The 13,102-nt window shown below is 75.8% G+C and carries 13 protein-coding genes; 7 read left to right on the top strand and 6 right to left on the bottom strand.

Annotated elements, in window-relative coordinates; genetic code table 11:
• The first annotated feature begins 577 nt into the window (after positions 1-577).
• A complete protein-coding gene (locus tag NXY84_RS02420) occupies positions 578-1,348 on the top strand; it encodes a hypothetical protein (RefSeq protein WP_258725585.1) in 771 nt (256 codons plus the stop codon).
• 20 nt (positions 1,349-1,368) lie between these two features.
• Positions 1,369-2,199 carry a hypothetical protein gene (locus tag NXY84_RS02415; RefSeq protein WP_258725584.1) on the top strand — a complete coding sequence of 277 codons (831 nt, stop codon included), beginning with the start codon at positions 1,369-1,371 and terminating at the stop codon, positions 2,197-2,199.
• Between the two features lie 16 nt (positions 2,200-2,215).
• Here NXY84_RS02415 and NXY84_RS02410 read toward each other — a convergent pair whose 3' ends face one another.
• Positions 2,216-3,064: an LLM class flavin-dependent oxidoreductase gene (locus NXY84_RS02410; protein ID WP_258725583.1), complete on the bottom strand. Its 849-nt coding sequence runs from the start codon at positions 3,062-3,064 to the stop codon at positions 2,216-2,218.
• 234 nt (positions 3,065-3,298) lie between these two features.
• Complete coding sequence (locus NXY84_RS02405) at positions 3,299-3,841, bottom strand: AMIN-like domain-containing (lipo)protein (protein ID WP_258725582.1); 543 nt, start codon at positions 3,839-3,841, stop codon at positions 3,299-3,301.
• Between the two features lie 212 nt (positions 3,842-4,053).
• Here NXY84_RS02405 and NXY84_RS02400 point away from each other — a divergent pair, with 212 nt between their 5' ends.
• The 5 genes from NXY84_RS02400 to NXY84_RS02380 all read left to right on the top strand — a co-directional run bounded on the left by NXY84_RS02400 (position 4,054) and on the right by NXY84_RS02380 (position 8,158).
• Complete coding sequence (locus tag NXY84_RS02400) at positions 4,054-4,650, top strand: NUDIX hydrolase (protein WP_258725581.1); 597 nt, start codon at positions 4,054-4,056, stop codon at positions 4,648-4,650.
• Positions 4,651-4,786: 136 nt separating this feature from the next.
• Positions 4,787-5,206 (top strand): YciI family protein, encoded by a 420-nt coding sequence (locus NXY84_RS02395; RefSeq protein WP_258725580.1) that lies wholly within the window; start codon positions 4,787-4,789, stop codon positions 5,204-5,206.
• Positions 5,203-5,544 (top strand): YciI family protein, encoded by a 342-nt coding sequence (locus NXY84_RS02390; protein ID WP_258725579.1) that lies wholly within the window; start codon positions 5,203-5,205, stop codon positions 5,542-5,544. The genes NXY84_RS02395 and NXY84_RS02390 overlap by 4 nt, the downstream gene beginning before the upstream one ends.
• Positions 5,545-5,644: 100 nt before the next feature.
• The gene (locus NXY84_RS02385; RefSeq protein ID WP_258727098.1) at positions 5,645-6,928 is read left to right on the top strand and encodes an RNA polymerase sigma factor; all 1,284 of its coding nucleotides are present in this window, start codon (positions 5,645-5,647) and stop codon (positions 6,926-6,928) included.
• A 120-nt stretch (positions 6,929-7,048) separates the two neighbouring features.
• Positions 7,049-8,158, top strand: coding sequence for a GNAT family N-acetyltransferase (locus tag NXY84_RS02380; RefSeq protein WP_258725578.1), 1,110 nt, complete (start codon positions 7,049-7,051; stop codon positions 8,156-8,158).
• 50 nt (positions 8,159-8,208) lie between these two features.
• On the opposite strand, the gene NXY84_RS02375 is transcribed toward NXY84_RS02380, so the two are convergent.
• The 4 genes from NXY84_RS02375 to NXY84_RS02360 all read right to left on the bottom strand — a co-directional run bounded on the left by NXY84_RS02375 (position 8,209) and on the right by NXY84_RS02360 (position 12,939).
• Complete coding sequence (locus NXY84_RS02375) at positions 8,209-8,964, bottom strand: hypothetical protein (RefSeq protein WP_258725577.1); 756 nt, start codon at positions 8,962-8,964, stop codon at positions 8,209-8,211.
• A 98-nt stretch (positions 8,965-9,062) separates the two neighbouring features.
• On the bottom strand, positions 9,063-10,118 hold the full coding sequence (locus NXY84_RS02370) for an ABC transporter ATP-binding protein (RefSeq protein ID WP_258725576.1): 1,056 nt from the start codon (positions 10,116-10,118) through the stop codon (positions 9,063-9,065).
• Positions 10,115-11,845, bottom strand: a complete 1,731-nt coding sequence (locus NXY84_RS02365; RefSeq protein WP_258725575.1) for an ABC transporter permease — start codon at positions 11,843-11,845, stop codon at positions 10,115-10,117. The genes NXY84_RS02370 and NXY84_RS02365 overlap by 4 nt, the downstream gene beginning before the upstream one ends.
• A complete protein-coding gene (locus NXY84_RS02360) occupies positions 11,845-12,939 on the bottom strand; it encodes a thiamine ABC transporter substrate-binding protein (RefSeq protein ID WP_258725574.1) in 1,095 nt (364 codons plus the stop codon). The genes NXY84_RS02365 and NXY84_RS02360 overlap by 1 nt, the downstream gene beginning before the upstream one ends.
• Between the last annotated feature and the right edge of the window lie 163 nt (positions 12,940-13,102).

Below are 13,102 nucleotides of genomic sequence, written 5' to 3'. Positions count from 1 at the left end.
GCCGACGCACCGGTCGCGCGACACGCCGTCCGGCCCTCGGCCGCCCCGGGTGAATCACGCCGGACCACCTGGGCGCGCGGCGTCCGGCCGCCGCCCTCGCGGCAGCACCGGTACATGAGGGGACGACCGCCAGGCTGATACGCGACCGGGTGGATCTCACCCGCGCCCGCCCGAGCGGGGCGCGGCGCTCCCCGTCCACGCCGGGACCAGCCGCAGCGTGAGGCGGCCGTGCCGGTGCGCGGTCGGCCGAGCCGGACGCGGCCCTGCGGTATCTCGACCGTGGTCCCGCGGCTCGTCCGCGAGTAGGTTCGCACTGACGCGGCGCGAGGGGGCGACGGCGATGGGTCGGTCCAGCTCCGCGCGTGAGAGCTCAGCCGACGAGCGGCGACAGCCCCCGGGAGCGCCCGCACGACGGGTCCGGCCCTCCGGCGCGCTCGCCCCGACCGCACGGGCGACCGGGATCCTGGCGCTGCAACGCACAGCGGGAAACCTTGCGACGTCGGCGCTCCTGCAGCGAGGTGCGAGCCGTGGCGGACTGCAGCTCCTGCAGCTCCAGCGGGCCGCCGTCGCCGACCACATGAAGACGGATCCGTCGCAGGTGACCGACGCCCAGCTGGACGCCACCGACGAGTTCAAGGCCTACATCGCGTCGAGCACGCCCGCCAAGAAGGTCAGCCCCGACGACGCACGGCTGGCGCTGCGGCTGCTGCTGCGCTACCTAGACCAGCTGCCCCCAGGAACGATGTTCGGCCCGCACGACCTCGACGGCTGGCTGCGCACGGCACAGGCCCGGTCGAAGGTGGCGGGCACGGCCGAGGGCGCCGTCGGGTCCGGGGAGTGGGTCGGCCTGAGCCCTGCGGACGTCCAGGGGCCGACGACGTCGGGCAGCGACTTCATGCGGTGGATGCTGGGCGGCGGCTCGGTCCCCGCCGTGAAGACGGCCAAGGGGAACTGCTGGGAGATGGTGATGTTCTCGGCGTTCCGGGCCGGACAGCTCACCGAGGCCCGGATGCGCGAGATCTACACCAAGGGTCAGGCGGCCGACAAGGCCCGAGGCGGGTACGCGTTCCCGGAGACCGTCGAGGCCGAGCTCCGCGCAGGCACCGAGTACGTCTACGATCCGGCGAAGCCCGGCTCGCCGAGACCCTTGCGGGGAGACGTCGTCATCTTCCAGGACGCAGCGGGACACGTGTCCCTCGCCACGGGACGTCTGGTCGGAGGTCAGGTCGAGATCATCAGCCACTGGGGTCCGCCGCACAACAACCTGAAGATCGAGACCACCACGATCGAGGACCTGCTGAAGAACGGCGCGGGCAAGCCGGTCACGTTCTGGAGCCCGCGGTGGTAGCACCCACGACCCTCGCGACCGTGCCTTGGTCGGCCGAGCCGACCGGCCTCCCGCAGCGCCTGGAGCAGACGCCCCGGTCGGGCTGGGTGCTGGCCGAGGACGTCCGCCTGGTGCCCGCCCCGGTCCACGTGCGACGGGACGGCGCCGGCGAGCTGTGGGTCACCAACGGGGCCGAACGGGTCGTGCGCTGCGCACCACCCGGCGTCATCGAGCTGCCCGGCGACTGCGGGCCGCTGCTCGACCTCGCCGTCGTGGACGCCGGGAGGTACGGCCTCCTCGACCGGGTCGACGGCGGGACCCGGCTGCGCTGGTACGACGGGGCGGCGCTGGCCTGGCAGCGTGAGGGCGACTTCGGGAAGCTCCTGACGGACGGTCGGCAGGTGTTCACGTCCGAACGGCACGGCCCGGCGGTGTACGAGTGGGAGCCGGCCACCGGGGACCCGGTCCGGACCCTGCTCCGCAGCCCCGACGCGGGCGAGCCGTTCCTCGTCGACGGCGTCCTGTGCGCGGTGTTCACCGACTTCGCCGGCGGGCACCGCGGTGTCGAGCAGCTCGACCGCGACGGAACGGTCCACCGGACCGTCCTGACCGGCCCCGAGCACTACGCCTGGCTGGTCCATCCGGTCGGGTTCGACAGCGCTCGTCGGCCCTACGCGGTCCGCGACGGCGAGGTCGCCCGGATCGCGCACGACGGAGAGATCGAGCACGTGGGGTCGGTGGGCGACCTCTCGCCACGGCTCCTCCAGGTCGACCCGGACGGGGGAGTCCTGTTCGCCGTCGGCGGCACCGACGGTGTCTCGGTGCAGTCCGTGAGGATCGGCGACCGAGGGGTCGACCCCTCGACGCGCTGACCGCTCCGCGGCCCGCTCAGAGCCGCGGCGGTCCCTGCCGGACCCGGTCGAGCAGCGCCTCCGGGGTGTCGCGCTCGCCGTCCCACCGCGACTCGACCCACCACGTCGCGCCGGCGTCGGCGTAGGCGCGTGCGTGCGCCGCGGCGGCGGCGGGCCCGTCCGGGAGCACCCCCTCGACGACCACGTCGACGTCCCCGAGGAACCGCTCGGGCTCGGCCGCCGCGAGCGCCGACCGCCGCTCGGCCACCCAGGCGACGAGCGCGCGCACGTCGTCCGGGGTCACGGGGCCGGTCCGGCCCTGGGGGATCACGCCGTCCCACCGCGCCGCCCGTCCCATGGACCGCTCGCTCGGCCACGCGCCGACCACCCACACGGGGATGCGCGGGCGCTGCACGGGCTGCGGACGGAACACGAGGTCGGTCACGGTGTGGTGGGTGCCGGCGTAGGAGAACCGCTCGCCGCTCCACGCGCGCTCGAGGATCGCGAGCGCGTCGTCGAGCCGCTCGGCGCGTCCCCGTGCGGTCGTCGCCTCACCGCTGACGCGTGCGAACCCGCCGTCGTCGACCGCTCCCAGCCCGACCGGCAGCACGAGGCGCCCGCCCGAGAGGTGGTCGACCGTCACCGACTCGCGCGCGACCTTCCAGGGCCGGCGCCGGGCGAGCGGGAAGATCATCGCCCCGAGCCGGATCCGCTCGGTGCTCACGGCGAGAGCGCCGAGCAGCGTCCAGGGGTCCCAGGTGTCGAGCTCCCCGACGCTGATGCCGTCCCACGTGAAGAACCCGTCCCAGCCGTGCGCCGCGGCCTCCTGCGCGAGCGCGAGCGTCTGCGCCACCGAGCCGAAGCTCCCCACGAACCCGAACCGCATGAGTCACGCTCCCCTGCGTCGCCGTCCGCGTCACCAGGCGCCGCCCGCGGGATGCGTCTCGCACCGGCCGCACCGTCGTCGGACGCGCCCGACGCTAGCGGCGGCCACCGACACGCCCGGCCGCCGCAGGACCGCCTCGCCGCGGACCTGCGGCGCGCGGGCGCGGCGCGCCGCAGGCGGCTGGGCCGACGGCGTCACCGCCCGCGCGCGACGCTCATCACCGGTGCGCGACCGTCACCACCGGTGCGCGACGTCCACCACGATCCGCGACCCGGACCCCGGCCCCGCGAGCTCGAACGCCCGGAACGGCAGCCGCGCACGGACGCCGAGCCCGAGGCTCGTGTGCCCCTCGAACGTCCCGGCCCAGACCACCTGGCGGAACGTCTGGTAGCCCGTGACGTCACGGACCTCGGACGGGTTCGCCGGGGCGTACGTCACGTTGCCGTAGTCGTCGTAGGACGGGTTCCCCAGCGTGATCTGCAGCGAGGCACCGCCGCGCGTCGGGACGACGTGCCCCGAGCCGTCCTCGCGGACCTCGTCGACGTACCCGACGTGGTAGCCGCCGCTCGCGCCCGAGACGTCGACGACGAGCCGGTCGTAGCACGTGTGCCGCCCGGTGCGGACGTCGGAGACGGTCGCGGGCGACAAGTTGAGCACCGACTTCGTGAGCGAGCCCCAGCGGATGCCGCAGTAGGGCGCGGCCCCGGCCGGCGACGCCGGGACCAGCAGGAACGAGCCGACCAGCAGCAGGATCGCGAGAACGGATGTCCGCCTCATCGCACGACCTCCTCGTCGTACGGGCACCGGAGCGATGTCCGTGAGCATTTCAGGATAGACCCGCCCGAACCGGACAGCGCCGACGCGGCGGGTGAGATGTGCCCGACCGTCACGGGGATGGCCTAGGGTCGTCGCGCCGGGCCGCCGCGAGGGGAGCGCTGCGCCGGGCGGCACGACCGATCCGCACGACCGACCTGACCGACAGGGAGCCCGTGAGCGCGTCGAAGACCCTGACCCCCCGCCCCCGTCCGACGCCGCGCGTCACCGGCACCGGCACGGAGAGCACCGGCCCTGCCCGCGACCCCGGCTCGCCCGAGACCCGCGTGACGTCCTCCCCGCGCGCCGGCGCCGACCCGGCCGCGGACGGCGACGCCGCGCCGGCACCGCGCCCGCCGGGCACGTCCTTCCTGCGCGAGCGGCCCGCGCTGCACGCCGAGGTCTGGGTGTACGACCGGACGCTCACGCACGTCGTGCTCGTCGAGCACCCGTGGCGCGGGCTCGTCCCCCCGGGCGGCGCGGTCGAGCCCGGCGAGGCCCCGCGCGAGGCGGCGCTGCGCGCGGTCGCCGAGCTCACGGACCTCGAGCCGACGCTGCTCGACGCCCCGGCCGCCGCGACGACCCGCGCCTACCGGTCGGGCTGGGCGCCGACGCTGTGCCTCGCCTTCGCCGCCGTGATGGGCGGCCGGCCGGAGCTCACGAGCACGACCGGGCACGCCGCGGTCTGGCACCCGCTCACGCCGCTGTGGTCCTCGTGGTTCCCGGGCGACGCGCAGCGGATGCGGACGTTCGCCCGCTCGCTGCGCGGCTGACCGCGCGCGGGCCGGCAGCAGCTCTCGGCACTCGCCGTGAGATCCGCACCGCCGAGCTGTCGATCCCGCGGGAGCTCGCCCGTCATGCTGGTGACGGGTGCCCACCGTGCACCCGCGGACGCGAGGGAGACCGATCATGGCTCAGGAGTACGTGGTGCTGCTGCACGGCGACGAGCGGGTGTGGGCGGAGGCCGACGAGGCCGCGCGCGCCGCGGCGTACGCGGCGCACGGCCGGTTCATGGAGCTCTGCGCGGAGCGCGGTCACACCGTCACGGGCGGTGCCGAGCTGGCCCCGGCGGCGACGTCGCTGCTCGTGCGCGTCACCGGCGCGGAGGGGTCCCCGGTCGTGACGGACGGCCCGTTCCTCGAGACGGTCGAGCAGCTCGGCGGGTACTACCAGATCGCGACGGACGACGTCCGCGACCTCGCACGGCTCGCTGCGGAGCTGCTGCTCGGGCCCGAGGACGGCACGGTCGAGATCCGGCCCGTCGTCACGGGCGGCGAGGCCGACGCGACGGCGGCCGAGGTCGCGGCGCGCGCGACGGCGGACGCATGAGGTTCCTCGTGCTGCTCTACGAGGACGAGCGCGCCTGGGCGGCTCTCGACGCGGACGGGCGCGCCGAGGTGTTCCGGCAGCACGACGCGTTCTCGGCGGCGGTCGCCGCGCACGGCTGCACGATCGCCGGGGGCGAGGGGCTCGCGTCGGTCGACGCCGCGACGACGATCCGGCGGCGCGGTGACGACGTGACCGTGACCGACGGCCCGTTCGCGGAGACGGCCGAGCAGCTCGGCGGCTTCTACCTGGTCGACGCGCCGGACCTCGACGTGGTGAGCGAGCTGGTGCGGCTGCTCCCCGAGTACACGATCGAGATCCGCCCGACGATCGAACTGTGACGCCGCGGTGACCGACGGCCCCGATCCCGCGCGTGCGGCTGCGGCGAGCACGCCGCCGCCGGGCGACGCGGGACGGGCCGGCACGGCGGGCCTCGCCGACGTGGCCGGACCGGCACGGACGACGGGAGCCGCGGCCACCGAGCCCGCGGACGCGGCGGACGCGGTCGACCGTGCGTGGCGCGCGCACTGGTCGCCCGTCCTCGGGCTGCTCATCGGTCAGTTCGGGCGGCCCGACCTCGCGGAGGACGCGCTCGCCGACGCGTTCGTCGCCGCGGCGCGCCGCTGGCCGGCCGACGGGGTGCCGTCCTCGCCCGGCGCCTGGCTGCTCACCGCGGCCCGGCGCCGGGTGCTCGACCGGCTCCGCGCCGAGGCGGTGCACCGGCGCAAGGAGCCGCTCATGGTGGTCGACGAGCGCACGCGCGCGCTCGCCGTGGAGGCGACCGACCCGGGGGCGCACGTGAGCGACGACAGGCTCCGGCTCGTGTTCGCGTGCTGCCACCCGGCGCTGGCCCCCGAGGCGCGCGTCGCACTGACCCTGCGCTTCGTCGCCGGGCTCGCGACCGCCGAGATCGCCCGGCTGCTGCTGGTGCAGGAGCCGACGATGGCGGCCCGGCTCACGCGCGCGAAGAAGCGGCTCGCCGCGTCGGGCATCCCGTTCGCGACGCCGCCGCCGGAGCGGCTCGACGAGCGCCTCGACGTCGTCGCGACGGTGCTCTACCTCGTGTTCACGGCGGCGTACCACCCGACGGACGAGCCGGACCCGCTGCGGACCGCGCTCGGCGACGAGGCGATCCGGCTCGTGCGGGTGCTCGACGGGCTCCTGCCCGGCCGTCCCGTCGTCCGGGCGCTGCTCGCGCTGCTCCTGCTCCAGCACTCGCGCCGCGACGCCCGGCTCGACGACGCGGGTGCGCTCGTCCTGCTCCCCGACCAGGACCGCAGCCGGTGGCACGCCGACGAGATCGCCGAGGGCCTCGCGGTGCTGCGCAGCGTCCCGCCCGGCGTCGGGCAGGCCGAGGAGTACCGCCTCCAGGCCCTCGTCGCCGCCGAGCACGCGACCGCGCCGACCGCGGACGCGACCCGGTGGGGCGTCGTGGCCGACCTGTACGGACGGCTCGAGGAACTCACGGGGTCGCCCGTCGTCCGCCTCGCGCGGGCGGTCGCCGTCGCGGAGACCGAGGGGCCCGAGGCGGGGCTCGCGCTGCTCGACGGGCTCGACGCCGCCCTGCCGTCGCACCACCGCGTGCCGTCGGTCCGCGCGGAGCTCCTCGCCCGCGCCGGCCGCCCCGCCGAGGCCGCCGCGTCGTTCCGCGCGGCGCTGGGTCTCGTGCACAACCCGGTCGAGCGCCGCCACCTCGAGGGCCGGCTCGCCGCGACCGAGGCGTGACCGGACAGGAAGCCCGTCCCGCGCGGCGCGCTGCCCGTCCGGCCGCCCCGACGGGCAGCCCGGACCGGGCGGCCCGCAATTGCGTGGACCCCGGCGAACCGCCGGTGGTTCCCTGACGGCATGAGCGACTGGAGCATCCGCGAGGTCCCCGTCCCGGCTTCCCTCGACGCACCGGAGGCGTGGCTGCTGCACGGGTCGGTCGAGGCCGATCGCGAGTCCATGCGCGACTCGTGGGGCACCCTCGACCACGCGCGCAGCCCGCACGAGATCCTCACGGCGATGCGTCACCAGGAGTACGTGCGACGCGTGCGCCTCGTCGCGGTCACCGGGGACGACACCGATCCGGGCGACCCTGCGCGCGTCCTCGGCACCGCGATCCTCAACCTGCCCCTCGCCGACAACCTCCATCTGGCCATCTTCTTCGTGTCGGTGCGGCCCGGCTCCCGCGGCCGGGGGATCGGCTCGGCGCTGTACGACGCGGTCGTCGAGGTCGCGACCGCCGCGGGCCGCACGACCCTCCAGACGTCGACGGACCAGCGCACCGAGCCCGACGAGGGCCCGGGCACGCTCGTGCCGTCGACCGGCACCGGCCGCGTCCGCGCCGACGACCCGGGGGTCCGGTTCGCGGTCGCGCGCGGGTTCGCGCTCGAGCAGGTCGCCCGGTACTCGGTGCTCGACGTGCCGGTCGACCCGGCGTTCCTCGCGGAGCACCGCGCCGCGGCGGAGGCGGCGGCCGGCGAGGAGTACCGCGTCGTCACGTGGGGCGCCCGGTGCCCCGACGAGTGGGTCGACGAGTTCGCCGTCCTCAACACGCGCATGAGCACCGACGCCCCGGCGGGCGGGCTCGACCTCGAGGAGGACGCGTGGGACGCCGAGCGCATCCGCGTCTACGAGCAGGACTTCGCCGAGCGCGGCATGGAGTTCCGCGTCGCCGCCGCCGAGCACGTGCCGACGCACACGCTCGCCGCGTACACCTCGTTCGGCTCCTCGGGCTGGAACCGGGAGTACGTCAACCAGGAGGACACGCTCGTGCTCAAGGAGCACCGCGGGCGACGCCTCGGGATGCTCGTCAAGACCGCGAACCTCGAGCGCCTCGCCGTGGAGCAGCCGGAGGCGCGGCGCGTCGGCACGTGGAACGCCGAGGAGAACTCGTTCATGCTCTCGATCAACGTCGCGCTCGGGTTCCACCCGGCCGGCGGCTCCGGCGAGTGGCAGGCGAAGCTGGTCTGACCTGTGACCGCGTGCGGACCGGACGCGTGCGCGGCCACCGACCTGCCGGGCTAGCCCCGGCGGGCGCCCCACCACGTCGACCAGCGGCGCTCGACCTCCGCGACGAGCGCGTCGTCGGCGCCGTACAGCGACAGCGTCGCCGTGACGAGGCCGTGCGGCGGGCGGCTCGCCGCGGGCGTCTCCTCGATCACGAGCAGCGCCTCCGTGAGCCCGTGGAGCTGGATCCCCACCTGGAACTCGGTGCGGTGCCACAGCGTCCCGCCGAGCGGGGACCCGTCGGGGCGACGCGCCTCGACGTGGCCCCCGAGCGGGATGCCCCGCACCCCGTGCAGCCCGGCGCGGTCGAGCAGGCGGTCCTGGGGGCCGCCCGCGTCGAGCTCCTCGGCGCGCAGCGTGCGGCGGTCCTGCCCGGGGTGCCGCTCGAGCGCGAACCGGAGCTGCTGGGCGAACGCGATCCAGCCCTCGTCCATCTCGTCGCGCACGCCGTCGTAGCGGTGCAGCCCGTCGTGCTGGCGGGCGATCGTCAGGTGGCTGCGCCCCTCGTCGACGGGCGTCACCGTGATGAGGTCGCCGTGCTTCCAGGTGAGGCTGCGCACCGGCTGGGCCGGCTCGTCGACGGCGCTCGTCTCGGCGGCGCGCGCCTCGTCGACGAAGATCTGCCGGATCTCGGCGTCGAGCCCGTCGTAGTCCCAGCCGAACCAGCGGCGCACCTTCGCGGGCTCGCGGAGGTGCTCCCAGACGGTGGCCGCGTCGGCCTTGATGTCGATGGACACGATCTGGCGGTGCTCCAGGCGCATGGTCGTCATCACGCACTCCTCGTCGAGTCGGCGGGCTCCTCCGACCGTAGCGCGGGCCGCCGACCAGCGCACCGAGCCGCTTGACGCATCCCCCGGCCCAGGCCTTCTCAGCGGGTGAGGACCGCGACGCCGTCCGGGTCGACCGCGAGCGCGAGCACCGTCCCCGGAGCGGCAGCCGAGCCCGCGGGGGCGAGCACGGTGACCCGGCCGAGATCCGGGACGTCGACGGCGTACTCGGCGCGCCCGCGCCGGAAGGCGACACCGACGACGGTCCCGATAGCGGTGCTGTCCTCCTCGTGCGGGGCGACGACGAACGCACCCTCGACGAGCGCCGCGACGTCGGACGCCCAGGTCGACGGGTCGGCCGGGCCGCGCCCGGCCGCCAGGAGCGCTGTCCGCAGCGGCGCCGCCGCCGGGTCGTCGAGCGCGACGAACGCCTCGTAGCCGAGGAACTCCGCGACGCGACGGCTCGCGGGCCGCCGCCACAGCTCGGCGGGCGGCGCGACCTGGAGCAGGCGGCCCGCGTCCATCACGGCGACGCGGTCCGCGACGGCGAACGCCTCGTCGTGGTCGTGCGTCACGAGCAGCGCGGTGGTGCCCGTCGCGGTCAGGGCGGTGCGCAGGTCGTCCGCGAGGCGCTCGCGCAGCGCGCGGTCCAGTGCGGAGAGCGGCTCGTCGAGCAGCAGCAGCCGGGGCCGCGGGGCGAGTGCGCGCGCAAGGGCGACGCGCTGCTGCTCGCCGCCCGAGAGAGTCGCCACGGCCCGCCGCTCGTACCCCGCGAGCCCGACGACGGCGAGCAGCTCGCGCACGCGGGCGTCCCGCTCGGTGCGGGGGGCGCGCGCCATCCGCAGCCCGAACTCGACGTTCCCGCCGACGTCCCGGTGCGGGAAGAGCTGGCCGTCCTGGAACATCAGGCCGAACCCGCGCCGGTGCACGGGCACGCCCGTCAGGTCGGCACCGTCCCAGGTGACCGTCCCGGCGGCGGCGGGCTCGAGCCCGGCGACCGCGCGCAGCAGCGAGGACTTGCCGCAGCCCGACGGCCCGAGCAGCGCGACGACCTCCCCGGGCGCGACGCCGAGGGTCACGCCGTCGACCGCGACGGTGGCCCCGTCGCCCGACCCGTAGCGCACGACCAGCCCGTCGACGCGCAGCCCGCCGCTCACAGCTCCCCTCCCCGGACCGACCCGCGCAGCCGTTCCGCGAGCGCCATGATCCCCGCGGTCAGCAGCGCGAGCAGCACCGACGCCGCGAGCGCCATGCCGTAGTTCTGCTCCCCCGGGCGCCCGATCAGCCGGTAGACGACGACGGGCAGCGTCGGCTGGTCGGGGCGGGCGAGGAACGACGTCGCACCGAACTCCCCGAGCGACACGGCGAACGCGAACCCGACGGCGAGCCCGAGCGCACGCGCGGCGATGGGCAGGTCGACCGCGCGCAGGACCCGGCCCGGCCCGGCGCCGAGCGTCGCGGCGGCCTCGCGCAGCCGCGGGTCGATCGCGCGCAGCACCGGCAGCACGGTCCGCACGACGAGCGGCACGGCGACGACCGCCTGGGCGATCGGCACGAGCAGCCCGCTCGTGCGCAGGTCGACGGGCAGCCCGAGGGGCCGGTCGAGCGTGAGCAGGAACCCGAAGCCCACCGTCACGGCGGAGACCCCGAGCGGGAGCATGAACAGCGCGTCCAGCACCGAGACGGTCCGCCGGGCGGTGCGGGCGCCCGGGCGTCGGGACACGACGAGCGCGACGAGCCCGCCGACGACGAGCGCGATCACCGTCGCGTCGGTCGCGGTGCGCAGCGAGGTGAGCGCCGCATCCCACACGGTGACGCTGAGCGGGCTCCCGCCGCCTGTGCTGTCGCCGGTCGTGCCGAGCGCCACGTAGTTGCCGAGCCCCCAGCCGGTGGGCGTGCGCAGCGAGCGCACCACGAGCGTCACCAGGGGCAGCGCGAGCCCCACGAGCACGAGCGCCGTGACGGCGGCGGCCGCGGTGTCGACGCCGTGCCCACGCCCGAGCCGCAGCGGGTGCGCCGAGCCGGCCGTCGCGGTCAGGTGCAGCGCGCGCTCCTGGCGCCGGCGGGCCCGGGCGGCGAGCGTGAGCGCCGCCGCGACGACGACGAGCTGGACGACGGAGAGCACCGACGCGGCGCGCAGGTCGAGGAACTGCGTGGTCTGGACCCAGATCTCGGTCTCGATGGTCCCGTAGCGCAGGCCGCCGAGCACGAGGACCGTCCCGAACGCCGTCGAGCAGAACAGGAACACGAGCGACGCGGCGGAGGCGATCGCGGGCCCGAGCGCGGGCAGGGTGACCTCGACGAACGCCCGCACCGGTGAGGCCCCGAGGGCGCGGGCGGCCTGCTCGGCGCGCGGGTCGAGGTGCTCCCACAGCCCGCCGACGGTCCGCACCACGACGGTGTAGTTGAAGAACACGAGCGCGGCGACGATCGCCGCGAACGTGCCGTCGAGGTGCAGCGCCCCGAGCGGCCCGCCCTCGGCCAGCACCGCGCGGAACGCGACGCCGACGACGACGGTCGGCAGCACGAACGGCACGCTCACGAAGGCGCGCAGCGCACCGCGCCCGGGGAACCGGCACCGGAACAGCACGTACGCGCCGGGGACACCGAGCACCACCGCGAGCGCCGTCGCGACGCCCGCCTGCGCGAGCGTGAGCCCGAGGATCCGCCACGTGCGGGGCCGCGAGAACACGTCGGCGAACCCGCCGAGGTCGAGCGCGCCGTCGGCCACGAACCCGCGCGCGACGAGCGTCGCGACGGGCCACGCGAAGAAGACGGCGAGGAACGCGAGCGGCAGCCCGGCCGCGAGCACCCACAGCGCCGAGGACCCGGCGGGCAGCCGGCTCCGTCGGGTGCGGTGGTGGTCGCGGCCAGGGTGGAGCATCAGCCGATCACGATCTCCGTCCACTCGGCGATCCACGTCTCGCGGTTCGCCTCGATGTCCTTCGGGTGGATCGGCGCGGGGTCGGTCGCGAGCGGGGCCCACCTCTCCCACTCCTCGGGGAGGTCGACCGCCGAGCTCACCGGGTACATGTACATCGACCCGGGGATGTCGGCCTGGACGGCGTCGGAGAGCAGGAAGTCGAGCAGGCGCTGGGCTCCCTCGACGTTCTCGGCGCCCGCGAGCACACCGGCGTACTCGACCTGGCGCGTGCACGTCTCGAGCAGCGCGCCCGTCGTCGGCTCGTCGGCGCCCTCGGGGACGGTGGACGGCGGGGAGGACGCGTAGGACAGGACGATCGGGCGCGGGCCCTTGCCGTCGGCCCCCGAGAAGTCGGTGTAGTACGCGTCGGACCAGCCCTCGGCGACCTTGACGCCGTTGTCCCGGAGCTTCGCCCAGTAGTCCTTGTACTGCACGGACCCGAACCGGGCGGCGGTCCCGACGAGGAACGCGAGCCCGGGCGAGGACGTCGCGGGGTTGGTCACGACGAGCAGGTCCTTGTACTCGGGCCTCGTGAGGTCCTCGAGCGTCACGGGCTCCGGGACGCCGCGCTCGGCGAACCACGCGTGGTCGACGTTGAGGCAGACGTCGCCGAGGTCGATCGCGGTGAGGAGCCCCTCGTCGTCGTCCGGCACGGCGTGCTGGGCGGCGTCGGCGGCGGCCGGTGCGCCCGAGCTGTACGGCTGCAGGACGCCCTCGTCGATCGCGCGCGACGCGAACGTCGTGTCGATGCCGTAGACGAGGTCGCCGAGCGGGTTCTCCTTGGTCAGCACGAGCTGGTTGACGAGCGCGCCGCCGTCGCCGGGGGCGACCTGCTTCACGGTGAGCCCGGTCTCCTCCTCGAACTGCGCGAGGATGCCGTCGCTCAGCGCGAAGGAGTCGTGCGTGACGAGCGTGACGGTGGCGCCGGCCGCGCCGGTCGCGTCACCGGTGGCGCCGTCGGACCCGTCGTTCGCACCGATCGTGGAGCAGCCGGCGAGGGCGAGGACGGTGAGCGCTCCGGCGGCGAACCGGGTGCGCGGGGTGGTGCGTGCCATGCGTGGTGCTCCTCCTCATGGGATGCAGGAGGGGGTCGTCGCCGCACCGGCCCGGTCCGGCTGCCCGGGGGCGGCCGTGCGGCACGGCGACGGCGAGGACTGAGAAGCCCGACTCCCTACGCCGGTGCGAGCCGGATCAGGTTCGAGGGTCTGCGGCGGACCG

The organism is Cellulomonas sp. NS3, from assembly GCF_024757985.1.
Taxonomy (GTDB): domain Bacteria; phylum Actinomycetota; class Actinomycetes; order Actinomycetales; family Cellulomonadaceae; genus Cellulomonas_A.
This window is presented reverse-complemented; position numbering and strand designations above follow the sequence as displayed.